Origin of the sequence: Paenibacillus sp. FSL P2-0322, assembly GCF_037975315.1 — a bacterium.
Taxonomy (GTDB): Bacteria; Bacillota; Bacilli; order Paenibacillales; family Paenibacillaceae; genus Paenibacillus; species Paenibacillus polymyxa_B.
In genome coordinates this window covers 2944606-2971044 of the sequence record NZ_CP150243.1, presented here as the reverse complement: position 1 = coordinate 2971044, position 26439 = coordinate 2944606, and the positions used below count along the sequence as shown (strand labels likewise).

At 42.2% G+C, this 26439-nt stretch carries 19 protein-coding genes and 1 pseudogene; 4 read left to right on the top strand and 16 right to left on the bottom strand.

The genetic code is table 11. From position 1 onward, the window contains the following. Positions 1-1059: 1059 nt before the first annotated feature. The 4 genes from MKY24_RS12970 to MKY24_RS12955 form a co-directional block, all read right to left on the bottom strand. Positions 1060-2628 carry a glycoside hydrolase family 32 protein gene (locus MKY24_RS12970; protein ID WP_339202317.1) on the bottom strand — a complete coding sequence of 523 codons (1569 nt, stop codon included), beginning with the start codon at positions 2626-2628 and terminating at the stop codon, positions 1060-1062. A gap of 72 nt (positions 2629-2700) precedes the next feature. Continuing rightward, positions 2701-4320, bottom strand: a complete 1620-nt coding sequence (locus MKY24_RS12965) for an ABC transporter substrate-binding protein (RefSeq protein ID WP_023988674.1) — start codon at positions 4318-4320, stop codon at positions 2701-2703. A gap of 18 nt (positions 4321-4338) precedes the next feature. Beyond that, on the bottom strand, positions 4339-5220 hold the full coding sequence (locus MKY24_RS12960) for a carbohydrate ABC transporter permease (protein WP_028541253.1): 882 nt from the start codon (positions 5218-5220) through the stop codon (positions 4339-4341). 14 nt (positions 5221-5234) lie between these two features. Further along, positions 5235-6119 carry an ABC transporter permease subunit gene (locus MKY24_RS12955; protein WP_226887819.1) on the bottom strand — a complete coding sequence of 295 codons (885 nt, stop codon included), beginning with the start codon at positions 6117-6119 and terminating at the stop codon, positions 5235-5237. A 506-nt stretch (positions 6120-6625) separates the two neighbouring features. On the opposite strand from MKY24_RS12955, the gene MKY24_RS12950 reads away from it, so the two are divergent. Both MKY24_RS12950 and MKY24_RS12945 read left to right on the top strand, forming a co-directional pair. Then, positions 6626-7660: a LacI family DNA-binding transcriptional regulator gene (locus MKY24_RS12950; RefSeq protein ID WP_339202223.1), complete on the top strand. Its 1035-nt coding sequence runs from the start codon at positions 6626-6628 to the stop codon at positions 7658-7660. A 22-nt stretch (positions 7661-7682) separates the two neighbouring features. Further along, positions 7683-8657, top strand: a complete 975-nt coding sequence (locus MKY24_RS12945; protein ID WP_023988671.1) for a carbohydrate kinase — start codon at positions 7683-7685, stop codon at positions 8655-8657. Between the two features lie 577 nt (positions 8658-9234). Here MKY24_RS12945 and MKY24_RS12940 read toward each other — a convergent pair. From MKY24_RS12940 to MKY24_RS12910, 7 genes are all read right to left on the bottom strand, one after another. Beyond that, entirely contained in the window at positions 9235-12849 is a 3615-nt protein-coding gene (locus tag MKY24_RS12940) for a GH32 C-terminal domain-containing protein (protein WP_339202221.1), read from the bottom strand. A 163-nt stretch (positions 12850-13012) separates the two neighbouring features. Continuing rightward, positions 13013-13837 (bottom strand): PTS mannose transporter subunit IID, encoded by an 825-nt coding sequence (gene manZ / locus MKY24_RS12935; protein ID WP_013309479.1) that lies wholly within the window; start codon positions 13835-13837, stop codon positions 13013-13015. 28 nt (positions 13838-13865) lie between these two features. Beyond that, positions 13866-14636 carry a PTS mannose/fructose/sorbose transporter subunit IIC gene (locus MKY24_RS12930; RefSeq protein ID WP_339202218.1) on the bottom strand — a complete coding sequence of 257 codons (771 nt, stop codon included), beginning with the start codon at positions 14634-14636 and terminating at the stop codon, positions 13866-13868. 39 nt (positions 14637-14675) lie between these two features. Then, entirely contained in the window at positions 14676-15158 is a 483-nt protein-coding gene (locus MKY24_RS12925; protein WP_023988665.1) for a mannose/fructose/sorbose PTS transporter subunit IIB, read from the bottom strand. Between the two features lies 1 nt (position 15159). Beyond that, on the bottom strand, positions 15160-15579 hold the full coding sequence (locus tag MKY24_RS12920) for a mannose/fructose/sorbose PTS transporter subunit IIA (RefSeq protein WP_013309476.1): 420 nt from the start codon (positions 15577-15579) through the stop codon (positions 15160-15162). Between the two features lie 201 nt (positions 15580-15780). Next, positions 15781-18561, bottom strand: a complete 2781-nt coding sequence (locus tag MKY24_RS12915; protein ID WP_339202215.1) for a sigma 54-interacting transcriptional regulator — start codon at positions 18559-18561, stop codon at positions 15781-15783. 49 nt (positions 18562-18610) lie between these two features. Next, positions 18611-19432: a Cof-type HAD-IIB family hydrolase gene (locus MKY24_RS12910; protein WP_339202213.1), complete on the bottom strand. Its 822-nt coding sequence runs from the start codon at positions 19430-19432 to the stop codon at positions 18611-18613. Positions 19433-19705: 273 nt separating this feature from the next. On the opposite strand from MKY24_RS12910, the gene rpoN reads away from it, so the two are divergent. Continuing rightward, complete coding sequence (rpoN, locus tag MKY24_RS12905) at positions 19706-21088, top strand: RNA polymerase factor sigma-54 (protein WP_068938407.1); 1383 nt, start codon at positions 19706-19708, stop codon at positions 21086-21088. Between the two features lie 210 nt (positions 21089-21298). On the opposite strand, the gene MKY24_RS12900 is transcribed toward rpoN, so the two are convergent. The 5 genes and pseudogenes from MKY24_RS12900 to MKY24_RS12880 all read right to left on the bottom strand — a co-directional run bounded on the left by MKY24_RS12900 (position 21299) and on the right by MKY24_RS12880 (position 25875). Continuing rightward, positions 21299-22267, bottom strand: coding sequence for a LacI family DNA-binding transcriptional regulator (locus MKY24_RS12900; RefSeq protein ID WP_339202210.1), 969 nt, complete (start codon positions 22265-22267; stop codon positions 21299-21301). Positions 22268-23015: 748 nt separating this feature from the next. Continuing rightward, positions 23016-23666 (bottom strand): FMN-dependent NADH-azoreductase, encoded by a 651-nt coding sequence (locus MKY24_RS12895; RefSeq protein ID WP_305953850.1) that lies wholly within the window; start codon positions 23664-23666, stop codon positions 23016-23018. Between the two features lie 673 nt (positions 23667-24339). Continuing rightward, entirely contained in the window at positions 24340-24771 is a 432-nt protein-coding gene (locus MKY24_RS12890) for an Rrf2 family transcriptional regulator (protein ID WP_023988659.1), read from the bottom strand. Between the two features lie 91 nt (positions 24772-24862). Beyond that, positions 24863-25131, bottom strand: a pseudogene (locus MKY24_RS12885) (manganese catalase family protein); the annotation flags it as partial. Positions 25132-25290: 159 nt separating this feature from the next. Next, a complete protein-coding gene (locus tag MKY24_RS12880) occupies positions 25291-25875 on the bottom strand; it encodes a TetR/AcrR family transcriptional regulator (protein WP_071558721.1) in 585 nt (194 codons plus the stop codon). Between the two features lie 157 nt (positions 25876-26032). Here MKY24_RS12880 and MKY24_RS12875 point away from each other — a divergent pair, with 157 nt between their 5' ends. Further along, positions 26033-26332: an NAD(P)H-binding protein gene (locus MKY24_RS12875; protein ID WP_023988657.1), complete on the top strand. Its 300-nt coding sequence runs from the start codon at positions 26033-26035 to the stop codon at positions 26330-26332. The last annotated feature ends 107 nt before the right edge of the window (positions 26333-26439 follow it).

Here is a 26439-nt window from a genome sequence, read left to right as displayed (position 1 = left end):
GTTCCTAAATACCCTATATAATGTGTTTATATATATTTTGTATACTGTATATAGTATATAGTATATAAATTTAAAATAAGTCTAATCTGTCTGGATGTTTCTTGACCATTATTTAATTGCGTACAGCATCTCTTCCCAAGCTGTTATCCCCCTTGAAAAGTCACTTTTAAATTAGAAAACCTATTAATTTATCTCCTTCAAATCACCAATACTGCTCTTAGAAAATCTAAACATAAAAACATGCTCTACTAACACTACTTAGAAATTAATATCTCTTATTTAGGTGATACTACCTAATAGAGGTAATAGATATGGAATAACACATATTGGAGCACAATTTGCCTGAGCTAGGTCATACGGAAGGGTTAATTATCTGTATTAACTGCTAAGCCATTTCCTAAGCAGCCTTATGGATGAGATGCATTTTCAACTTGTAGTAATGGGGATTTTAAACGTGGCGAATTATTCTAACTTGGGAGACTGTAATGCCACCCCATATCCTATAAACATATAACCTTATAAAATCATGTTTTATTAATTTCCATGTTTGATCTTCATTTGATACACTCGAAATCACTTCTAAATATCGTTCTTTTTCTTTCCCGTTCTATCAGCTAGAGTATATTCAAGAAATGAAAACTTGATTTCTAACATATCGTATCTCTTATTAAGTTCAAAGAACTCAAGACCATCAATTATAATCTTCTCTCTCTTATGGAAATTATAATTGAGGATAATTGACCAGGGCATGCACGGACAGATTCTTACGCCTTTCACCACTGCAGAGCAATCGCCCTTATTCACTTTTAATGAGATTGCTCCGTGGTCGTCTTTCGAGTTCTGCTAACTTTCCAAGGATATGAAAACACCCGATACGGTTGTGAGCCGACCGGGTGTTACGTGTCCAGGCAGAAAAATGTTACTTTAATTGGTTTTGAGGACCAAGTTTCAGATACGGATGCACGCAACCGGGCTGTAACCACTTCGTCGAATCAAGCCAATGCTTAACGAGTTCCGTCGTGAGATAATTAAAATTTGAATAATATCAATAGTTAACGTCTAAACATTCTCATTTCCCCAAATGCTTACTAGATCATTGATTTGAAGCGATACGACCTTTAGTTCTCCGCCAATGGCATAGAGTTCCAGCCCCCTGCTTTCCAAGTCCGGGAAAATCATGTCTGAAATGATTGTTTCTCCATGATTTCCGAAGACCTCGACACTTGACCAATCCACGTAAATACTCAGTTGTACCCGTCCATGCTCTGGCTTCATAGGGGCCTTGTGTATTGCTGTGAAATCGGAATGAAAATCAATGGCGCTCGACTTCGTCCGATCGACGAACAAGTCCCCATTCGAGATATTATATCCAATGATCGTCTCCTGATTAGAAGACTTCCGCACTTTAAACCCGAATTCCACGGCAGTGCTGATTTCAAATTCTGCAATAATTTCTGCCTTTGCAGCAGAGAAATCAGACAACACGTTCACACCTGGCTTAATCGTCAAGTCTTGCAGAGACAAAATTGGTTTTCTTAGCTGACTTAATTCACTTATGGGTGCTTGGATTAAGTGAAGTCCCTCCGGATAAGTCCTAAGCTGTAGCTCACGGGGAATTGACATCTTGCCACGCCATTCCTCTGAAGGTAGCGTGGTACCATAACGCCAATTGTTCATCCAGCCGACCCAAATCTTTCGACCGTCCTCGTTTGGAATCCCATTCCAGGTCACGGCCGCGTAAAAGTCTGATCCGTAGTCTACCCATTTAATAGTATCGAAAGATTCCAACGTTCCATCCAGAGCAAATGCCTTACCGTCAAAGTTGCCTATGAAATACATCATGCCAGAACCACCTGCCGGTGGTTCCGGATCATCTGGATTCACACCATTTCTATCCCCGACACTTAGCATCAGAATCCACTTCGTGGTATTAGGATCCTCATCCACTTGGATTTGAAATATATCAGGACATTCAAATATCCCTCGGTGGATATGCGGAATGTCAGAACCGAATTCGCTTGCAAAAGACCATTCTTTCAGGTTTGGAGATGTGTAAAATTCTACACGTTCTCTTACGGCAAGGACCATTATCCACATCGACGATTCATCATGCCAAAACACCTTCGGATCACGAAAGTCTAGCGTTTCCATTGGGAATAAAACCGGGTTACCTTCATATTTTGTCCAGGTTCGACCTTTATCCCTGCTGTAAGCAATGCTTTGCACCTGCGGCTTGCCGGGCTGAGCCCTGTTGCCCTCATTCGTATAAATTGCAACCAATCCTGATCCTTCTTCGTTGAAAAATCCGCTTGTATTGTTCTTATCCACCACCGCACTTCCCGAGAAGATCGCTCCGTCCTCTCCAGGCGGAATTGCCGGTGAGAGTTCGTCCCAATGTATTAGATCCTTACTTACCGCATGCCCCCAATGCATGCGGCCAAAGTCAGGCTGCGTATCATGGGGCGTATGCTGGTAGAACAGGTGGTACTCTCCTTCATAGTAAACCAAGCCGTTGGGATCGTTCATCCAATTTTTCTCAGGTGAATAGTGGAATTGAGGCCTGTATGTCTCCCTATAATAACTGTTTCGTGATCCTTTTCTGCTGCTACTGTCGTCCGTTAGGAACATGTCTTTAATGGTATCCACTCTCCTATTGATTGTTGATAAGGTGTTTAACAGCCCAACCACCTTTTATATATTTCAGCCTTGATCTTTAAGATATCGGTCGTAGCCTTTCTGCTTGATTTCCAGCCATTTGTCTAGTCCCAGTCTGGACAGCTCGGCCTTATATTCCGCCCATTCTTCTTCCACTTTGCCTGTTTTGATCCATTCTGCCCGTTTGCGGTTAACGTAAGCAAACAAATCGGTTTCCAGTGTGGAGATCTGCTTCTGATCCTCCAGCGAGAAGAAGACTTTCGGGAAATTATGGTCAGCCTTCATATAAGGAACGAGTCTTTTCTTTATGAGCTCGAGCCGCCCCACTGCATCGTCGGGCTTGGTCGTTACTTTTCCGTAATATTCGTCAAGAATTGCCAATGGACCACCGATATTCGTTTTTTGACGCAGCTCGACTGGCGCAGTTCCCTTAAGCGGAAGATGCTTCAGCATATGACTCGCTTCATCGTATTCAAAAATGTTCTGCTGAGTTTTGTCGCCGTAGGTGCCCCAGTTGTCCTGTACGGACTGGATGGGTTCATACAGTTGGTCAATCCATTTTGCTGTAAGCTCAAGATTTTTGTTGTCACTGGTAATCACCATTCTCCCCCGGTCAAAGCCGAGATTGTTCGTGCGGGTCACATTGACTTCACCGCTTGGCCCCGCGAGCGGATTCATCAATTCATATTTATCGTTGTCTCCTGAAATGTTCGCCTTATCCCATTGAAAATAGAGACCATATTTTTCATTCTGTCCTTTGGCCAGATACGTATTGTAATCCTGCTCGAATGACTCTTCGTCAATGAGGTTCAGCTTATAAAGCTCATTAAGGTATTTGATCCCCTCTTTATAACCGTCCTGATCGGCAGTGAAGACCACTTTCCCCTCATTGGTCACTACAGTATGATCGCCGTTGTCCCCAAGACCAAATGATCCAAACAGAAAATTCAGGTCCTCATTGCCGTTATTGAGTATAAAGGACAGCGGGATTTCATCCGCCTGGCCATTTCCGTTAGGGTCGTCATTTTTAAATGCGAGCAGAACTTTTTTTAAATCCTCGGTGGTTTTTGGCATTTTAAGTCCCAGCTTTTTCAGCCACTCCACATTGATCCATGGCATGTCGTTTACAGAATGAATGCTCTCCTTCCCGGCCCCCAGCTCTTCAATCCAAGGAAAAGCATAAATATGCCCGTCCTGTGCAGTTATCATGGATTTGTACTCAGGTGCTTCCTTCAATACCTTCTGTAGATTCGGCATGTATTTATTAATCAAATCCTCCAGAGGGATAATGGTTCCATCCTGTCCGAGGTTCAACAAATCATAGTCGGAATAGCCGGCATCCAGTATGGCATCTGGAAGATCTCCACTGGCAACAGCTAGGTTTCTTTTTTCAATGAAGGAATCGGAGGTGAAGTTGGTAAAATCGATATGCACCCCTGTTTTTTCTTCCAGTCTTTTATAAATCAACTTTTCATTTGGATCGGAAGGTGCCAGCGGCGAGCTTTGAGTCATAAAATGCAAAGTAACTTTCTCTTTAAGCGGCAGAGTAACATTTTCCAGCTTGTAATCTTCGGATGCCGCGGAATTATTGCCTGAACCGCCACATCCGGCAAGCAGTGAAGTAGAAAGTACCAACACAGACAAAGTTAGTAATGTTTTTTTCATCTCTATACCCCCGGTTTTTTATTTGATCGAACCTACCATGACACCCTTTTCGAAATACTTCTGGAAGAATGGATACATGACAATCAAAGGCAAACTTGATATGACAATGGCAGAGTACTTAATCATTTCAGACAATTTCTTAAGCTCCGCTTGTGCCATCGCATCGGCAATCATGCCGGGCTGAACCTGATTCTGTATCAAAATGGAGCGGAGTACCAGTTGAAGCGGAAACAGCTTCGGATCATCCAAATAAATCATGGCGTCGAAATAAGAATTCCACTGTCCGACAAAAGCGTATAAAGCTAGAACAAAAATAATAGGCTTGGAAAGCGGCAGAACGATTTTAAAGAAAATACTGAGCTCGGAAGCTCCGTCTATACTCGCCGCCTGGAACAGCTCTTTCGGAAGTCCCTGGAAATAAGTCTTTGCCAGAATAATATTGAATACGCTGATCGAGCCGGGCAGAATAATGGCCCAGACCGTATTCAACATGCCTAAATCCTTAATCACCAGATAGGTAGGAATCAGACCCCCACCGAAAAACATCGTTATCAGGAAAAAGATCATAATGGACCGTTTCCCTACCAACTCTTCAATCGCAAGCGGATAAGCCGCGAAGACGGAAAATAATACGGTTGCGAACGCAAAGGCTGCTGAATAAAAAATAGCATTAAAAAAACCGCGGATCATGGCACTGTTGCTTAGGATTTTGGCATATCCCGTGAGTGTCCAGTCTGATGATGTAATGGCAAACCCTTTGGTAATCAGGGTATTTGGAGTTAAAAAGGACGAAAGCACCACATAGACCAGCGGTAACAGAATAGCGAGAACAAAAAAACCAAGTAGAATATAATTGATAATGAGCAGAATCCGGTCCTTCCCGGTGTAATGAATATCCATAAATACCTCCTTCTTTAATACAGCCCTTCTCCTTCGTTCAGCTTCTTGACGACGGTATTTACGAAAATCAACAGGACTACATTAATTACGGAATTGAACAACCCGATTGCCGTAGAATAAGCATAATCGCCGGATTGCAACCCCACCTTGTATACGTAAGTCGCGATGATTTCCGAGGTTGGTGTGTTCAGAGCCGTCTGCATCAGGTAAGCCTTTTCATAGCCGATCGACATAATACCTCCTGCAGCGAGAATGAACAGGACGGCCATGACGGGTTTAAGAGCTGGCAGATCAATGTGGAAGATTCTCTTCATCAATGAAGCCCCATCAATTGTTGCAGCGTCATGCAACTGCGGGTCCACATTGGCTAAGGTGGCCACATAAATGATAGAGGACCAGCCCGCTGTTTGCCATATACCGGACAAAATATATACCGTTCGGAAATAGGCGGGATCAGTCATAAAAGAAATCGGCTTGCCGGTGAAGGTTGTTACCAAAGCGTTCACTATTCCAGCTGGCGATAGAAAAACAAACAGCATACCGGCAACAACAACAACCGAGATGAAGTTAGGTGCGTATACAATAAGCTGAATATTCTTCTTGAGCTTCGCTCCTCTGATCAGATTTAGCATTAAGGCCAGAATAATCGGTACTGGGAAACCGAGAATAAGACCGTAAGCGCTTAATTTAAGCGTATTCATTAAAATGTCATAAAAATTTGGTGATGAAAGAAACCGCTGAAAATGTTCAAATCCAACCCATTCGCTGCCCATGATTCCTTTTCTTGGGCTGAAATTTTTAAACGCAATGATCGAGCCGTACATGGGAACATACTTGAAAATGACGGTAAGAATTATGGACGGAAGCAGAAACAAATACAATATATAATTTCGAACCATGTAGCTTAACCAATGGTTTCTTTTTTTTGTTTCTGAAGCCTTTAGTCCCCTTTTTTGAACGATCGAATTCCCCAATGTTTTCCCTCCTACTGTTCACGGCTTGTTATACGACACAAAATATAAGCCATGTTATGTCACCTCTCTGACATAATTCACCAAGATGTTTTCAAATACTTGCTTGTAATATCCACACCTCCAACAGAACTAGAATTTTACACATCCCCAAAATGAATGGGTTTACAATTTACATTTGAACACTTTTTACTCTTACAATTTAGCAGATGTATATTTAATTAGTCAATATATTTCGGGTGAATAAATTCATTCAAAAAGCATATTTCAAGATAATTATAATGTTTTTAGCAAAAATACATCAAAAACACACGATATAAATAAACAAATGTAAATTTTTATTGTTCATTTGAATAAATTCATTGTTAAAAACATGAAAATACTATATATTTAGAAATATGGAGAATCTTAATTCGGAGAATAAGGTGAACAAAATGACGAGAAAGTCAAAGGTTACGATACAAGATATCGCTGATGCCTTGGGGATTTCTAGAAACACTGCATCCAAGGCGCTTAATGGAGTAGAGAATATTCCTGCCGTAACGAGGGACAAGGTGATCAAAAAGGCAGTGGAGCTTAAATACAAACAATTTTCTTATATGGAAACAGCCTCTGAAAAACAGGGCAATATCGCACTTTTGACCTGTAATCTTCCCAATAGTTCACACTTTGGATCGCTACTGATCAGCGGGCTGGAGAAGGAAATCAGCAACCAGGGCTATACATTATCCATTTATTTTGTCCGTGAGAACGATATCAATTCGATGACCCTGCCCGGCAATTTCGAATCTTCGAATGTGGCTGGCATCTTCTGCATCGAAATGTTCAGCAAGGAATACAGCAAGATGATCACAGATCTTTGCATCCCAACCATTTTTATTGATTGCGCTGCGGATATGATGTATCCAGAATTGAAGGCGGATCTGGTATTAATGGAAAATGAACACAGCACATACTGTGTTACCCGGAAATTAATTAATCATGGCTATGAAAGCTTCGGTTTTGTAGGCGATTACAATCACTGCAAAAGCTTCAATGAACGCTGGACCGGATTTAATAAGGCCTTAGCTGAAGCAGGAATCGCCGTAGATCCTGCTCATAGCATTGTAGCGCCTGACCGCAACTTCTTTATAGAGGAGAACTGGATGGAACAGCAGTTGGATGCCCTGAGGGAGTGTCCCTCCATCTTTATTTGTGCCAATGATTTCATTGCCATCAGCGTGATCAAATCTTTGAAAAACAAAGGGATTAAAGTTCCGGAAGATGTTGCTGTCTGCGGGTTCGATGATGCTTCGGAATCCCGGGTTGTCGAGCCTCATCTTACAACCGTGCATATTTATAGTAGTCAGATGGGTATTATTTCAGCCGAAATGTTATTGTCCAGAATCAAAGACAATACCATGCCATACCGAGTGACTCATGTTGCAACGGATATCGTATACCGGGACTCGACGCCTGTTCTAAACTAAATCTACCAAGAGGTGAATTAATGTGAAAAATGACGGAACGGTTCTTTGTGTGGGCGAGCTGCTTATTGATTTTTTCTGCACGGATATTGATGTCAATCTTGCCAAGGGTCAGCATTTCTCCAAGCAGGCCGGCGGTGCTCCGGCAAATGTAAGCGCAGCCGTAGCCAAACTCGGAGGAAAAGCGTCATTCTTGGGAAAAGTCGGAGCCGATCCCTTTGGCATGTACCTGAAGCAAACTCTGGATGAGCAGCATGTGGATACGTCCATGCTCCTTTTTGATCCGGCAACGCCGACTACACTGGCCTTTGTTTCCCTTGCCGCTAACGGCGAACGGGATTTCGTGTTCAACCGCGGAGCTGACCGTCAACTGTCTCTGCAGGACATTAATAGAGAATGGACCCGGCAGGCTGCCATTCTGCATTTTGGCTCGGCAACGGCCTTGCTCGCCGATCCTTTCCGAGAAGCGTATTTGTCTTTATTGGATGGAGCGAAGGCCAATGGGCAATTCACCTCCTTTGATCCCAATTACCGGGGAGACCTCTGGAAAGACAGGCAGGAGGAATTTATCACACTGTCCAGAAGAGGAATACACAATGCGGATTTGGTAAAGGTAAGCGAAGAGGAATTAAACATCATTACAGGGCTGGCTGACCGCGATGCTTCATTGGATCTTTTGCATGGGTTGGGAGCCAAGACGGTGGCAGTTACCTTAGGAAAAGAAGGAACCCTCATCTCAAGTGGTGCCTCCCGTTCGTTAATCGGCAGTATCGCTGTTAAATCGATCGACTCTACTGGTGCCGGAGACGCCTTCGTCGGAGCAATGCTGTATCAAATCAGCCAGTTGAGTCAGCCTAAGGCATTTACCTCTAACGCGAAGCAGCAGCAGGAATTTGTGACACTTGCCAATCAAGTTGGCGCCATCGTGTGCACTAAAGTTGGAGCGATTGCAGCCTTGCCGTCGTTGGAAGAAGTTAATCGTTTCGTAGCGCAAGGTTGAATCAAGGAATGAAGCGTAAGAACTGCAAAAGGTGTCCGACGATCTCTAAGGTTGCTGGACACTTTTTTATGTAGTGATCCGTCGTTCATTGGAAAGATGCTGCTGATCAGGGCACCTTCCAATGAATGACGAAAAGCTTGGTCGATGAAAATGAAAACTTTTATATCGCAAATGAAAGAAAAAATTATTCGCGAAGTACCAAAAATTGGAAACCAAGCCTATACAAATAGAGTGGTTGCATTAAGTCAATTTACACTTAGCCTGATTATTTTCTGACTTTGCTGATGAAAAACGGATATTCAGGGAACACTTCAATCTCCAGTTCCGATACCAACATTACATACTTGGATTTCATCAAAAATATCGAATGTCTTCTTATGTATTCTTCAACCCATATATAGAAGGTATCGTCTTCAATCATAACCGCTTCTGTAAATTCCCTGCTTAAGCTTGGATTTTATAAGGGTAGTTTTGATTGGAAACTTTGTGTCGATGTAAAAAAAGTTTGTGTCGCTGCTGCGCGGCGACACAAACTAAACTCATAGAGATACAAATGTCATTATTTAACCAACTTTAATCATTCATCTTTATGTTTTAGTTTCACTTTAACTTCATTAAAAAAAGCCGTTGTATCCCATACATTGAGACCAAAGTTTCCTTCTTTATAAGTTTGATCTTTTGTGTCTATAACTAATTTATTGTTCAAATAAACCTTAGTGATGTCGCCTTGCGCTTCTACTTTGAGATGATAATCTGTATTTGGCTGTAAATCCAGTTTTCCATCATTGTTATATGTCGCAATTTCATATCCGGTTCCATCAACAAATTTAATTAATTTTACAATATTATTTTTTATATCAACATTTGCTGCATACGAATTCTTTGCAGTTAAGTCAGAACGAAAAACCAATGAACCTGCTCCAATGGAGTTATCTATCAAATCTTTTTCAGAATTACCGGGGTGGGAATCTGTATCTGGCACGTTTATATTGGCTTCATATACAAAATTCCTGCCGGTCACTTTTGATACTATGAAAGCATCTCCCTTACTCTGTCCCTGTTTTCCATGAATGGTGTCCGCCCAGTTCCCGTTAACGATGGTCCAACCTGATAAGTTTGATTTAAAAGAAGAGTTCTTTTCTTTCCATACACTCTTTAGAGGATATAGGTCCAAAGATTTCAGCTTCACATTTCCGCCCTTACTATAAATTTTTAATCCTTTGCTTGCAGAATCCGCGAATATCTGATCGGTAATCACGGTCGTACCATCATTACCGAACACCTCTACAGCTGATCTATCAACAATTACCTGCAATTTAACCGTGCCGTTTTTTGCCTGTAATGGTCCCTCATGCTTGGCAACTACACTACTTCCGTAATCGAAATCTCCTGAATGAGTCCGGTCTACAAATAATTGTTCGTTGTAGACATCGTAACCGACAGTAGTATATTGCTCACCTCCTTCACGGATCTTGAAGCCAAATTCTGTTGCCTTAGTATCCGATACATCAAACAAAGCGATCAGTTCAAATGTATCTTCTGATAAATTAGAAAGAAGATGGCTGTTACCCGATATCATTTTATTGGTATACGATATACGATCCCCTCTGTCACGAATGCTTTTTAGCGAAATAGGGGTTTGTTTTAAACGTAGACCCTTTGTGGTTTGAGTGAGCTCCATCTTCCGCGGCAGTGTTGTTGAACTTCTCCACGTTGAGGTGGGTGTATCGTTGGCATACTTCCAATTACTCATCCAGCCGAGCCAATATTTCTCACCCTTCTTCCCTTCTACTCCACTCCAATCCACAGCAGCATAAAAATCAGCGCCATAGTCAGTCCATAACACTTTATCGGAAGTATTTTCATTTTTAAACGTTTTACCGTCAAAGCTGCCTACAAAATACTGCATGCCCGATCCGCCTGCCGGAGCACCATCATTTATACTTACCTGTAGGACCCACTTTCTTTTTGAAGGATCGCCATCAACCGGCAATTCGACTAACGTAGGACATTCCCATACTCCTCCGATGCTGCCGTTTGTGGAAGGAATCCACTGTCCAGAAACAGCGGACCAATCTGTGAGGAGACCGCTTTGTTTCATATCTGTTTTCTCCGGCTCTTTTGCAACCTGGTCAACTTTATCCGATATGGTCCCTTCATTATAAACATTAACATCATCAACATTTATATGACCGTAACCATCTTTGGCATGGTCTACTACCTTGATATATAATACTTCACCAATATATTTGGACGCGTCCCATACGTATTTTGAATATTTTTCTTCATTAAATTTTATATTGGCCTGGCGGATCAATTCTTGATCGTCGGCTGCTCTGACCAATGATACATAGGTATTGTCGCCATCATCGCCTGCTCCTAGTAACAGATTGATTTCTCCGGATCCGCTTAATTTAAAATAGGAGGAATGCAGTTCACCCGTTGCTTCATCTCCCTCGTGAAGCTTGGAATATCCCCACAAGTGATAATTCCCCTCATGTCCGAAGGGTCCACCCCAATAAGTCGCTTCACTGGATACATGATCATTCGAAAAAGTATCACCCTGGGTCACCGTCCATCCGGTTAAATCGCCTGTTTCAAAATCATGATTGATGATTTCTTTCTCATCGGTCATGATATTTCTACCCAGTTGAACATCCTGAAATATCGCAGAAGAGTGCAAAAGATGTAATCCAAAATGGCCGGACAGGAAGGTTGCATCATCGATATCATGAATGAGATTTCCGTCCAGATACATCTTTATATTTGTTCCAAATGTGCTCACTTTTAAATCATGGCTTTGATAAGTATCCAGCGTTACTGTGGTTTCAGCCAGAACCGTTTTATTCCCGTCTTCCATTTTCACAATTTTCACTTTATCGTTTAAAGCATCGATACTCGCCATATATCCATTTTTCGCATCAGCATCCGTCCGGAAAACAAGTGATCCTGTTTCATCTCCTCCCTCTGACAAATCTATAATCGCATTATATATAAAGTTGTCCCCAGTCTTACCACTTATGATAAAAGCATCATCTGCAGATGTACCGCTTTTCCCCTCCATGGTATCTTCCCACCGGCCGGTTACAGCTGTCCAATTAGATAGATTGGTTGCAAAGTTAGAGGTGTTCTTGAAATTCACATTTCGGAAGGAAGCTGTTGAATTCCAGGCGGTCAGACCGTAATAACCATAATCAAATTCAGTATCCGTTTCTTTAATTACAGACTGATTATCTATAAACACCTGAATGTCATGACCATATACGTCTACCTGCACGTTGTAAGTTGATGAGGTTCCCAGGGTTAAAGACTTGCTAGCAATTTCTGTATTCGATCCATCGACATTCTTATTTAAAGTAACGACATCATTTTTGGCATCCAGGCTGACGACATAACCGTTTTTCGCATTCTTGTCAGCACGAAAAACCAGACCTCCTGAGCCTTCCCTGCCATTCTTTTTATTAAGGGTAATATCTCCCTCATAGGTGAATGAACCGCCTTCCTGTGAAGACATAGCGTACGAAGTGGTATCCACACTGTTGGCCTGTATTCCGTTATCTTCACCAAATTCGCTTGCATAGGTCCACTGTTTTAAATTGGGGGAAGTATACAACATTACTTTATTCGCTGCGGCCAAAGACATCACCCATTGTCTGGAGTCTTCATGCCAGAATACTTTAGGGTCTCGCCAATCCGATATCGGGGGATCCGGCATTACCGGATTTCCTTCATACTTGGTCCAGGTTCTGCCTCTATCTAAGCTGTACGCAATGCTTTGAACCTGGCCGTTATCCCCGGAATGAGTGAAGATCGCAACCATCGCTTCTTTTCCGAACCCTGCTGTATTGTTCCAATCGATCACAGCACTTCCCGAGAAAATCTGACCGTTTTCATCTGGATATAACGCAATCGGTAAATGTTTCCAATGAATAAGGTCTTTGCTCACCGCATGCCCCCAATGCATCGGTCCCCATTTCGTCCCATAAGGATGATACTGGTAAAAAAGATGATATTCACCCTTATAATAAACCATTCCATTCGGGTCGTTCATCCAGTTAGCCTCAGGCGAAAAATGAATCTGATTACGGTAAGTTTCATCGTAATAACCAAGATCCGCTGCAAAGGCGGGAGTTAACGGTAAACTAAATACCATAAAGCAAATAAGCAGCATACTTAACTTCCTCTTCACCATCGTTCACATCCTATTTTAATATTTTGAACACCTAGTGTTATTCTTAATACCACAAATAAAGCGTTTACATTTATCTCTATAACTCAATTTCTTATGTTTACGCTGTTTTGGTCACAAAAATCCGACAAAGTCCGGCCAAGGATGACTCCCTGACCGGCACGTTTTAAGCCAAAACCCCAAATGCGTACCCAATAATGCCTACTGCGAATAAAGCAAAAATCAGAGCAATTGCGTTCACTTTCTTTTTCAGTAGCCTCATGCATAAAAAGGTCAATAATAGTGGTAAAAGTCCGGGCATCAATTGATCCAAAATCATCTGAACGGTCGTAATAACCTCTTTTCCATCCGTTCCCACATATCTTGATACCACCAGCGGCACATTCAGGGTGGTCCATTTGGAAACAAGTGCGCCCATAACGAAAAGCCCCAGTATGGAGGCTGACTCCGTGAGTTTTTGCAACCGGTTTCCAGACATATCGGAGACAATCTCCGTACCTTTGTGATAACCGTATTTCAGACCGTACCATTTCGTTGCCAAGCGTGCGGTGTTAAAGAGAAGGAAGAAAAGAACCGGTCCGACAAGGCTGCCGGATAAGGCGATTGAGGCTCCGAGTGCAGCCAGAACCGGGCGTAAAGTCCCCCAGTAAATGGGGTCACCCACTCCCGCAAGGGGTCCCATTAAACCGACTTTGACTCCACTTATGGTGGCATTGTCAATCGGCTGGCCGCTTGCTTTCTGCTCTTCCATCGCAGCCGTTACACCCATAATAGGCGCCGAGATAAACGGTTGAGTGTTGAAAAATTCCAGATGTCTTTTCAATGCCTCTTTTTGATCTTCTTTCTTGCTGTACAGCCGCTTAATCGCAGGGATCAAGGTGACACAGAAACCGATCGACTGCATTCGCTCAAAATTGAACGAGCCTAACAGGAAGCATGAACGGACAAACATCTTATTTAAATCACTTTTAGTCAGCTTCTTTTCTTTCATAGTGCTCTCCTCTCCCTTCAGGTAGTTACTATAACTCTTCAATTTCTTCCATCTTCTCATTACGCTGGTTGTATTTTGGGCTCAGCTGGATGTAAAGCAGAGCCAGAACCGCGCCAATGACCCCAAAACCAACCAGATTAATGCTGGTAAAAGCTGCAATGACAAAGCCCAGAAAGAAGAATGGCATCAGGTATTTGGCTGCCATCATATTAATGACCATCGCATACCCTACGACTACGATAAAGCCGCCCGCAATTTGTAGTCCTCTTGTGATTACCTCCGGAATTGCGTTAAGCATAGCAGTCACCAGGCCCGTTTCTGCGGCAACTGCCACCAAAACAGCGGGCAAAGCAACGCGCAGACCTTGCAAAAGTAAGGCAATAAAGTGACATAGCTCAATTCCTTTGAAATTTGCAGATTCCGCATACTTATCAGCTAAATGCTGGAAGAAGACAGTAATCGTCCTGACAAAAATGGTAAGCACTTGTCCGGCGGCTGCAATTGGAATCGCAACGGCAATTCCGGCGCCGATCGATTGATGGCCGACGATAACCAAAATGGTTGAAACCACACTGGCTAGAGCAGCGTCTGGTGCCATGGATGCTCCTACATTCATCCATCCCAAAGCCATTAATTCCAGAGTACCGCCAAGTATAATGCCAGTTTTGAGATCGCCAAGGACAAGGCCAATCAACGTACACGCAATCAGAGGACGATGGGTTTGCCCTTCATCTAGAACGCTACCCATGCCACATATGGCCGCTACCAGTGTTATCATCACAATTTGAAAAACAGTCATTTCTATAACTCCTCTCTAGTTGCCGCCTGGTATTTACGATCACAAATCCTGCAGTTTGGTAATCAAGTTGATTTTCGGATCACTGGCTACTTTTCTGATTTCCAGCTCAATGCCTCTTTCATGCAGCTTACGAAATGCATCTACATCCTGTTGGTTTACGGATACCGCCCCGGTAATCTGTGTCTTTCCTTCCTTAAAACACATTCCTCCAACATTCACCGAGCGGATGGGTACTCCCCCTTCTACAACCCGCAGTACATCCGTAGGGTTGGTAAAGAGGAACAATGTTTTAAAATCACTGTATTTGGGGTTATTATAAGCCTCTATCGCTTTGTTAATCGTTACGACATACGCCTTAATTCCAGGCGGCGACACCTGAAGCAATAAGGTTTTGCGTAATGTATCCGCTGCGACTTCATCGCTAACCGCGATGATCTTGTTGCACTTCGCTTCTTTCACCCAAACGGTCGCCACCTGACCGTGAATCAGACGGTCATCAATACGAACTAATGCAATTTCCATTCTATAATTCCTCCTCTAATTGACTGTTTCGAATGGCACGAAAAGACATCATGGAATCGTGCCCCGCATGTATCGCTAGATTTACCAAATTCTCTACTTGTTCAATCCCTCTGTTTGCAAGAAGGTCAACGATCATTGGCAGGTTTACTCCTGTCACAATATCCATTTTTTCATGGTTAACTGCAATTCGGCTGGCAGCATTATAAGGACTGCCGCCGAATAGATCAACAAGGAAGATAACACCGTCCGTCCAATCCAGCGATGCCAACGCAGCCTTATATTTCTCTACAAGTCCGCTGACACTTTCACCTGGTTCAAACGTAACACCTGCCACATTATCCAATTGGCCGAAAACCATTTCTGTTGACCTCAGTATTTCTTCAGAAAATTTCCCGTGTGTCCCAACAATTACACCGATCATCTGTCTCACCCCCTTTGTTTCTCTCCACATATATCTATGATGCAAGTTCTGTGCCAAACTTCTGTATAGATCAGAGGGAATTTTGTAAACAACAAAAAAAACCCCGTTGCGTCGGAGGTTTTTTCCAGTCTGAACAGATCATTATTTATCAATCTCCACTGCTTTCATACACATATGAAAGCGTTTTATACTCTTTGGCCATTACTGTGGAATAAAGTTATATACTTCGCTCAACATTTCGCAAATATAATATTTTTCGTCATCAGAAAGAGTAAGATTCATACCAGAAACAAATATGCTGCATGAACGGTTTACCACCTCGAATATGTGCTGGTCGAGCTGTTTCACTTCCCCCTGATAAACAAGTCCATCGCGAATAACCATACGTTCCAGCGCATAAGCTGTGTGAGTAGAAATTTGGACTTTTGTTGCATAATCAAATTTGACTTCTAATCCAAGTTCCAGCTCTTGCACAAATCTCATCACCATTCCCAGAATTTTGTGGGGATTCAAATAAGTCATAAATTCTTTCAGACTTTCCTCGCATAACTCCCTGACGACTACACTTTGATCCACAGCAGGGATCTGTTTGTTATTCAGCAGTAGCTCTCTCAATGTCTGCTCACCGCTTGCTTCAATCAGCTTTTCCAAAGGAATAAACGGGATTTCCGGCTCGCTTGGCCGTTTTACTCCAATCACAGCAAGAATTGTTCGCTTAGACCGCATATCCTGGACCACTTTATCCAACTCCCTTACGTTTGCCGGGACAACAAGTATTTCCTCATCCGTCAAATCGCAGACAATTTTCTCTACAAACTCTTTCAATTTGACCGCTGCACCTTTGCCGGAGGAGCAAACCGTCACAATTGCCTTATGCACTACTTTCACTGCGGCACTGCTATTGTTATATCCCCTGAAATCCTTTAGCGATTGGTATATTTCCTCTATCCCCATGTCAAAAACACTGGCCTTTCGGACAGCCTCCAGCGTGAGCGGAGTTGAAACCATATCAATAGTCTTTACATTGATTCCAACACGTTCCATAATAGTTTCTTCAAGATTGAGCAAAGAGCCCATATCAACCAGCAGCAACACGCCTCTACCACGGTCAATGCTCTTTACTTTATCGATAATAAGCTCCAAAATTTCCCTAGGACTGACATCGAGAGGCATATCAACAGCGCAAAGATTAGAACTGCCCAGCAAGCTGTCTACGACGCCGACGATGCTGCTCGCTGTACTGGTACCGTGTGCTGCCACAATAATTCCCACACTACCCTGTCGTTCTTCCTCAACAGATTTCAGAAGAATCGCCATATAAGTTATTTCGGCCTCCGGTACATGTACACCAAACTTAGACTCGATCAAACTTTTGATAGTCTGGGCCAGTCTGTACTCTTCATCATGTTCATTCATCGGTTCATAGATTCGTGCATCACCGTATTTTTTCTCTCTGGTGCGCTTGAAAAAGGCGCTTAAATGAAGACTGAAAGCATACACGAATCTCTCGCTGTAAATTCGGTTTAGTTCCTTTTTGGCCATTTCCTTAATCTGCTCGGAGAATTCAAGGATGTCTTTGTCCACAATTTTCAGAATTCGTTCCCTGCTCCCCTTGGTGTTATAAAAACGGTTATAAAAGCTTTTAATATGGATATTGACATCCGTAGCAATAAATCTGTGGATGTAGGCGTCGTCTAGCCCTTCTTCCTTCAGCATGCCAATCTTGTCTTCAATTAGTTTGTAAAGGTTAAACGGCAGCTCGGAAACAACCTCTTCATCCAAAGCTTTTCTTCCTTCAGGAGTAATGTATAGGCACGAGGAAATACATCCGATTTCCTTCATCTTATATTGCGTTTTATCAATATTAAACAAACCATCTCGGATATTTCCCGGCAGGTTTTTAAAATCAAGTCCTATTTCTTCTTTGTTTTCATGTATGCTGTTTAAAAAACCTTTAGCGCATACCAGTTGGATGTTCGACTTTAACTGGCCGATATTGCCGTAGGTGACGCTGCCGATCAGTGCTCTTACTACCTCTGGTTCAATCCTAATCGGCTTGTTTACCCTATTGGACTCGTTAGCAAACAAATGCTTCAAAATCAGCATTTGCTCCTCAATAGCACGTTCCTGAAGGGAAGGGATATTGATTGTGATGGGTATGCGCCTAATGAAGGTTTTTAGCATGGATGATCCGGGATCCTCCGTCGTAGCTCCAATCAATAACACACTCGCATCTCTTTTTCGATCCGTTTCGCCCAATTTGTTATAGGTGTGAGTATCCATGAAATAGAAAATCATTTCCTGGCCTTCCGGGGGTAAACGGTGAATCTCATCCAAAAACAGGATGCCTCCGTCAGCTTTCTCCACCAGCCCTGCTTTTTCATGATCAGCGCCTGTAAACGCCCCTTTAACGTGACCAAAGATGTGGGAAAGTAGCAAGTGGGGGTTATTGAAATAATCAGCGCAGTTAAAAACGATAAATGGCGCATGCTCTGAAAACCGCTTCATATACTTGCCATAATGGTACATCAACCTGGCAAACATAGTTTTTCCAACACCCGTCTGCCCGACTATCAGGGTATGCAGACCTCTAGGAGGATACAGAATCGCTGCCTTCCCCTGCTCAACCTGGTTACGCATGCTGCCCCTGAAACCGATCAAGGCATGGAACGGATCGACCTGTTCGTCAGGCAGCAATACCTCTTTGATGCTTTTGACCTCAATTTGTTTCTCTTTCAGCTGAACCCGAAAGGTGTCCTCGATAATCTGCTTGTGCAGAAATCTGACCGGTCTTCCTTTGATTTTAAGGATTAGATCGTCACGCAGCAGATTATTCAACTCTTTGCTCACATTGTTTCTCAACATCTTTTGATCATCAGCAATTTCCGCAGCCGTAATCCCTTCCCCCGCAAATAAAGCCTCTTTGGAAATTTTCTTGGTGCTTTCGGCAATATACTCTAAAATCTTATCTATTCTTTTCACCTGTATTCCTCCAGCCTGAATCAGTCATTGGAAATTGATTTCAACCTGCTTATTTAGGGAACAGAATATGGTTTTTCAGCGCATGAGCTACTCCATCCTCGTCATTCGAGAGAGTAACGGTGTTGGCAACAGCTTTGACCTCAAGGGGAGCATTTTCCATGGCAATGCCAAGTCCCGCAAAGGCCAGCATGTCGATATCATTGTAGTTGTCACCAATAGCCAGACAATCGCTTTGTTTCAGTTGGTACTCTTTTAGCAGAATTTGAATGGCTGCGGTTTTGAAAGCCTTTTTTGACATGATTTCCAGATAAGTAGGCTTGGATAAGTAGAGATTTACTTCTTCGCCGTATACGGGTCGCAATACTTGAAGGACGCGTCTGATCTCTTCGGGATCACCCATGCACAAAATTTTACTGGTTCCATCAGTCTCTTCCCTCCAACCATTGGTAAGCTTAGAAAAACTATAAATGCGAGGCTCGATATTGGTGATGTCACGTTCTTGAAGCGCCCATGCATCCAATTGCTCAATATACCACTCATCATCCTTATACAGGCTTACGTGAAGATCATAGGCAGCCAGGCTGTCAAGCAAACGCTGTGTCATTTGCTTATCTATATAACGGGTGTTCAGCTTGTTCCCGTGTTTATCTATAACAAGTGCCCCACTGTAGCATATGAGAGGCTCCGAAATACCAAGATGCTTCTGCAATGGAATAATTGCTTTTGGCATTCGCGCAGAGACAAGAACCACTGGAATCTGCTTATCATTTATAACCTGGAGAATGGTTTCTTTGGTTGCTTCCGTGATTTGATGCGCCGAGTTAAGCAGCGTCCCGTCAATATCAATGCAGACAATTTTATAAGTTTCCATAAATGATTCCTCCAGCTCCAGTGTATTTTGTTATTCAATGAATGAGTATACAAGAAAGATAGTGTATATAACCAAAAATACAACACACATAATAACTGTTACTTATTACGACAAGCTTTGGCTTGTTTTGAATCGTTTCTATCAGATAAAATTACTCGGTAACGTTAACATCTAGGCAGGAGAATTGCATAGGCATAGAGAAGTAGATCTTTCATAAATGACTGACTGTGAATTTGTGCCGGAAATGTATGGAAAAGGAGTTTGAATAAGTCAATGATACGATATGGATTACAACAGGAACAAGGATTCAAGCTGGTTATGACGCCCGAATTGCGACAAGCAATCACGATCTTGCAATATTCTTCGGCTGATTTAATATCCTTTCTGCATGAACAGGCGAACAATAATCCAGTCATTGATTTGCCGGAGTTTAATATGTCCATTGGCGGTATCAAAGAAGAAGCAGAGCAGTTTTCACAGAAAGATCAGGGAGAGCTGATTGAACATTATCGTGGCGGAGAAAAATATCCATCGGTCCAGCGAGCAACCCCCGTTACATTTCTGGACTTTGTCCCCAATCCGAATGATACCCTGTTTGAACACCTGAACAGGCAGCTTGGACTGGTATGTGGGCTTACAAATTCACAGCGTATGGTGGCACGGTACCTCATTGGCAATTTGAACGAAATGGGATATTTAGAACTTGATGTTCCAACAGTCGCCTCACTAGTGGACGTTCCCATAGCCGAAATTGAGGATATGCTCTTGGTGATACAGAGTTTTGATCCACCGGGGATCGCCTCTTACAGCTTGGAAGAGTGTCTTCTTCTCCAGCTCCAGCTTGCTGGCATGGATGATGAATGCATAGTCAGAATGGTAAGCAACCATCTGGCTGATCTGGCAAACAATCGGATACAAAAAATTGCGGATGCTCTTGAAATCGGTAGGCGAGAGGTTATACAGATGGCCGATCGAATTCGCAAGCTAAATCCATGCCCGGGCGCAGCATTTGCTCATAAAGAGCAGCAATACATCATAGCAGATATCACGGTCGAAAAAGCCAACGGCGAATATCTTGTCCTGATTAATGACATTAGTGCGCCGCGGGTTGAGATCAACCCTTTTTACCAGCAAATGATGCGGGATCTACCGAATAGTGAAACCAAACTTTTTATCCATGAGAAGATGAATACGGCAAAATGGCTGATCAATAGCCTGAAGCAACGTCGGCTGACCCTTCTACGGGTTGCCAAGGCCATTGTGGAAAAGCAGCAGGATTTTTTTGAGCATGGCGTGTCTTTCCTCAAACCAATCACCCAAAAGGAGATTGCCGAAAAGACGGGCTTACACGAATCCACGGTCAGCAGGGCGGTCAGTAATAAATTTATACAGACGCCTCGCGGATTGTTCGAACTCAAATTCTTCTTTACTTCCTCCTTGACGTCAGCGGACGGAGATGCTGCTTCATCGGAGAGTGCAAAAAAGCGTATCAAAAATTTGATAGATGATGAGGACAAGCAAAAACCGTTATCGGATCAGGCTATTACTACCCTGCTGGGAAAGGAAGGTTTGCATTTATCACGCAGAACCGTGGCGAAATATCGGGAAGAACTAAGATATCTTTCTTCTGCCAAAAGAAAAAAGTTTGAAGTTTGAATGGTTAAAGATAGTGGCGATGCAGCAAGACAGGCAACGTCTCAGGAAAGCTTGATCCGACTCGCTAGTTCTTGAATTCACCATTACACCCCCTTTCTTGAACTAGGATGTTTTCACTTTTGAAACGTTTCCAATTTGCTGTAAGAAAAACGTCAGTTAGTAGATCCACACTATGAATCGAAAGAATGAGGCTAATATTTTTCAATAAAATCATGTAGTTTCGCCTTGCTTGAAGACAACGGGGAGACGATACACTTGCTGATCTAAAGTTTCACCTTCGATTTTCTTATAAAGTAATCTGATTGTCATACGTGCCATCTCCTCCACTGGCTGCCTGATTGTAGACAATATCGGATGAAAATAAGGATGATCCTGAATCCCGTCGTAGCCGATAACCTTTACATCCTCTGGAACGCGAATGCCCTCCCTGCGTGCTCTTTCTATATAGCTGGCGGCTAACATATCGGTAATAGCAAAAATGCCGTCCACATCGCGGTGCTCATTTAGGAACTCGTTAAAATAGGCATCGTCGTCCACTATAGGGTCGGGCTTCTCGTAGATTACATATTCGACTCCCAATGTTTGCGCTTCATGAATGAAACCTTTTCTCCGATTCATGGTTTCACTGAAAACGGAAGTGACGCTCCCCATAAAAGCCGGTTTCTGGGCTCCCGCTTTAACAAGCTCCCTCAAAGCCAGACGCCCTCCCTCATAATTATCGGAGGTCACACAGGTAATTTTTTTGTTGAAGTGCCTATCAATACTTACAATCGGAATGTCATTGCTTACGCTATTCTCTATATCATTGTAAGTAATGCCGACAATACCAGCCACTTTGTTTTGCCGTAGCATATCCAGATAATATAGTTCCTTTTCGGGCTTGCCGCCGCTATTACATAACATGAGCTTAAAGCCTTCCCTATCCAACTCATCCTCAATGTAATAAGCCAGTTCAGAAAAAAAAGGATGCCAGATACTTGGAAGCAGCAAGGCTACCATCTTGGATTTCCTCATCTTGAAATTTCGAGCGACTTCATTAGGAAAATAATTCAGTTCTTGTATAGCTTTCTCCACTTTCCTGCGTGTTTCTGGTTTTACAGAGCCCGAGTTGTTAATAACGCGGGACACCGTTCCCACAGCTACGCCAGCTATGTTAGCTACATCTTTAATACTTGGCATCTCCCTCCCCCTATCTCTCTTTATGAAAATTATAATAACACTAAGATGGAAACGTTTCAATTATGTTTGAAACGCTTTTTTTGCTGACTGTTTTCATGCTTCCTAAAGAATGTCTTCGCTTTAATGAAGCTCTATTGTCAGTTGTATGCGGATCTAAAAAACAAGGCTTGTGATGAAAATTATCATTAGAGAGAACGGTTAAAATCTGTATCAATTTTTGTTCCGGAAATATGCCTACGCTTACTCAAGCGTTCTCTCCAGTACATCCGTCAGAAAAATGATTTGCTCTCGAGCTTGCCCTTTTCATGATTACAAATGCCCACGGCCTTTATAAAAGCTTTTTATCTTCCCTGCCGGGCTGAAGCGCCAGTGTGGATTCCATTAGATATACGTCCTTGTCCTCTACATCTGTTCATATTCATCTCTATCCTTCTTGTTTTAGTGGTTAATCCTAAATTTCCTCCGAAAGACACGAATAGCGTTATTAAAAGTTACATGCCGACCGTTTCTTTAGTCCCATTTGCCAATTTATCGAAGAGATCACGTTAAATTTGTAAAGGCAGCCGATAATCGGCTGCCTTTACGTTTAAATAGTGTTTGCAAAATTATATTTCTTATCTTCTAGAATAGGCTTGCAGATTTGCGTATATAGGCCTTACAAGAGCACATTTCTCAAGTGCTTGCCGTATCAACATTTGCCCAATAGAGCCGCTGGTGCCAAACAGGTAAAGCCTTCCTGGAAAGTGTCTTAGAACGTTGATGCTACTTTGGCCACTTCTTGAAGTCCTTCTTTTACAATCACTTCTGCACGATCCTTGTACTGATTATGTCCTTCAATAATAACATCGGTAGTTTGAATTCCGAAAAGGCCAAGATTCATCTTCACTGGTTTAACCGCTGATTCGAAGGATGCCATCGGCTCTATCGAGTACATTCCTCCACGTGCGCTTAGCAATGCGATTTTTTTATCACCGGCAAGACCAACAGGACCTTCAGCAGTAAATTTAAATGTTTTGCCAACCTGGGAGATATGAGCGATGTAGTTGACCAACGGTGCAGGTGCCATGGTGTTCCAGAGTGGAAAGGCAATGACTACTTTATCTGCGGCAAGGAATTGATCCAGATAACGATTGGACGTTGTTGTGGCTTCCAACTCTTCTGCCGTAAGTTCATAACCTTGACTTAATTTATAGATGCCTGTGATCACAGTATTCCCATAAGTAGGAAGGTTCTCTACGAACAAATCAAGTTCAGTAATTACATCAGACGAATGGGTATCTTTATAAGTCTTGAGAAAAGTCTCATACATCTGAACACTTACTGCTTGATCTGCTGGACGATCATTCGCTTTAATAAAAAGTACATTGGACATAGTAATTTCTCCCTTATAGTAAGATATTTATCTCAGTCCATTTCATATTGTGCCTTTTTTAAGCACATTTAAAACTTTTAAATGCAACTGCGATGAGCACATTATAATTCATTTATTCCTTAATCTCAAGTTCTATTTCTGTACGAATGTTAGGTTACAAAATATGCTTTATAACGTTGTAGTACAGGAGTGACACCTGATTGTTTGGTCAGTAGGAGCAATGGCGTTTTGAGGGGGAGCCCTTTCACAGTATTCGTAACCATATATATCTATCATCTGAATACATCTATAGATGACTAACCGTGATCGATGAGAAGGTATACTTTTAAACATTTTTCTTACAACTAGGGTTTTAAATAACTTACTTTCGTCTATTGATTGAACTTACCATCAAAATTTATATGACTATCTAAAAGATATTGGGAACGGGTCTATTCTGGTAGTATCCTTTAATACTTTAACAGGTATTACCATACCAGTGCTGTTCTCTATATACAATAGTTGCAAGTATGCGCAATTGTGGGGATGAGCGATCAGTGTACTGTTATAACAAAATCCAGCAAGAAAATAAAAAGTCGCCAATATGGCGACATCTTTAACTCTTAACCACTAAGGCAGCATCATTGGTTAAAGCTTTTGAGATGCATCTTTGAAACAGCACATTACAAATTTATGCCTGTTTTTTTATTTTTTTTACTAATTAAAGTAAATCTATACGGTTAGCGACATCATCGATTGTAAACTGACTCAAATATTTTATAGTGTGCTGTTCAGTTTCATACAGAATTTTTTCCAATTCAAGATCAAGCTGTTTAGCGGCATCTCCACAATCGATATCAAAATCAGATTCTGATATATCCGTATTTACTGCATAATAAATATCACCTAAAGTAATTAGACTGGGAGCTTTTCGTAAAATGTAGCCCCCCTCACGTCCACCTTTTGACTCCACGATACCTGCAATGGTTAAAGACTGCATGACTCTTCTCATGAATGTAGCATGCGATTTAACTTGACTCGCAATCATTGCACTAGATAAAACGCTGTTACTTTTTGCTAGCCATACGACAGAATGAACGGCTATTTTAAAACGGGGAGGACCAATGTGGATTCCGCGATTTGCTGTACTCATATGAACACACCTTTTCTCTGTTTAGTTATTATTGGTTATTTAAACTGAATTGGAACTGATAATAAGCTTTAAATATTCTCAATTCGTTCTGCTAAAGAATATATACCTTTTTCTTTCCCGTATATTCAATAATAATCTGCACCGACTCCTTAAACCGCAGCGCATGCACAATCTCCCGCTCCCGCAGAAACTTGAGGCTGTCTTACAGATCCACATCATCCGTCTTGTCAATCAGCCACTGGTATGTAGCTTGGGCCTTTTCTTCGGCGGCTATTTACTCATACAAATCTGCCAGTGGATCACCTCTAGCCGCGTGTAGGTCGTGATGAACGGAACCCCTGTTGCACTGTTGTAGAACAAGACTACTAGACTGCCGCTGCTTTATTAACTAACGTACCCAGTTAGCATAATGACCTGTTTGTTGACTATATGTCCCTAGATTAAGTTCCCCTTTAATAAAGACTGTTCGGCATAAGAAGATCTCTCTTAGAGAGAGCGTTACTTTGTCTGATTGAACAACTAACGTACACCTTCCTCAATAAAAAATTTCAGCCCTTGAGAAAGATAAGGTATCACCAATTGGATATATTCTTCAGTTGGCCTTGTATCGTTATATTGCCAGTTAACGGCCGCCCCGTAAATGCTCCAGCTTAACATTACAGATGCAATTCGAACGGATTCCTCACGGACTCCTGCATTCTGATTCATCATCATCTCGAAAAATACTTGCTCAAGTTCTTTCTTAATTATCGCTTCTATTACAGAAGTAAATGATTCAAAGCTTTTTCGACATTGGGAAGCCAGCGAAGATTGAAATTGAGTAACCGACATAAATACACTGGCAAGCGTCGTTTCATTGAGCTGGTCATGTATTGAAATTTCTCTCATTACGTTCGTCATTAGATGTTCTTCCAGTGTTTTTTCGAGCAGATCGTATTTATCCATAAAATGATAGTAAAAGGTGGCACGGTTGATCGTTGCTTCTGATGTAATGTCTTTAATACTGATATTCTTAAAATCCTTTTTCGTTGAGAGGAGAAGAAATGCATCCATAATTAATCTGCGTGTACGTACAAAACGTGGATCGAGCCTGTTTTCCGTCATCTCATCTCACCTCCACTTTTTAGACATTTCACTGCATATGTCGTATATCCGATAAAAACGTAATTTTATCGGTTGAACAGTAGCTACCAGTACTTACAATATAACTATACAACAAGTGTTGTAGAAATAATAGATGTATGAAAGACGAGGCTACGTTATGATAATTACAATTTTTGGCGCCAGCGGCGCTATAGGAAAGTTGGTCGTAAAAGAAGCTTTAACACACGGCGACCAGGTAGTGGCTTATGTAAGAAGAGCGGATGCTCTGCCTGAAAATCACCCGAATTTACAAGTGGTTGTCGGTAGCCTGGATGACCACCGCAAAATGAAAGATACGTTTACAAATTCAGACGCCGTGATCAGCGCGCTTGGACCGGCGCAGGATAAATCCAGAAAAGTGAAGGATTTGTCGATCCCCGGGCTCATGAAACCATCATTCAAACCATGCAGGCTTTAAATAAAAAACGTTTTGTCACACTGGGGACGCCTACCGTGAAAGCAAAAGAAGACCGTTCACAAATCAAACATAGAATGGACTGTCGTACGCATTATCAATCCGAATAT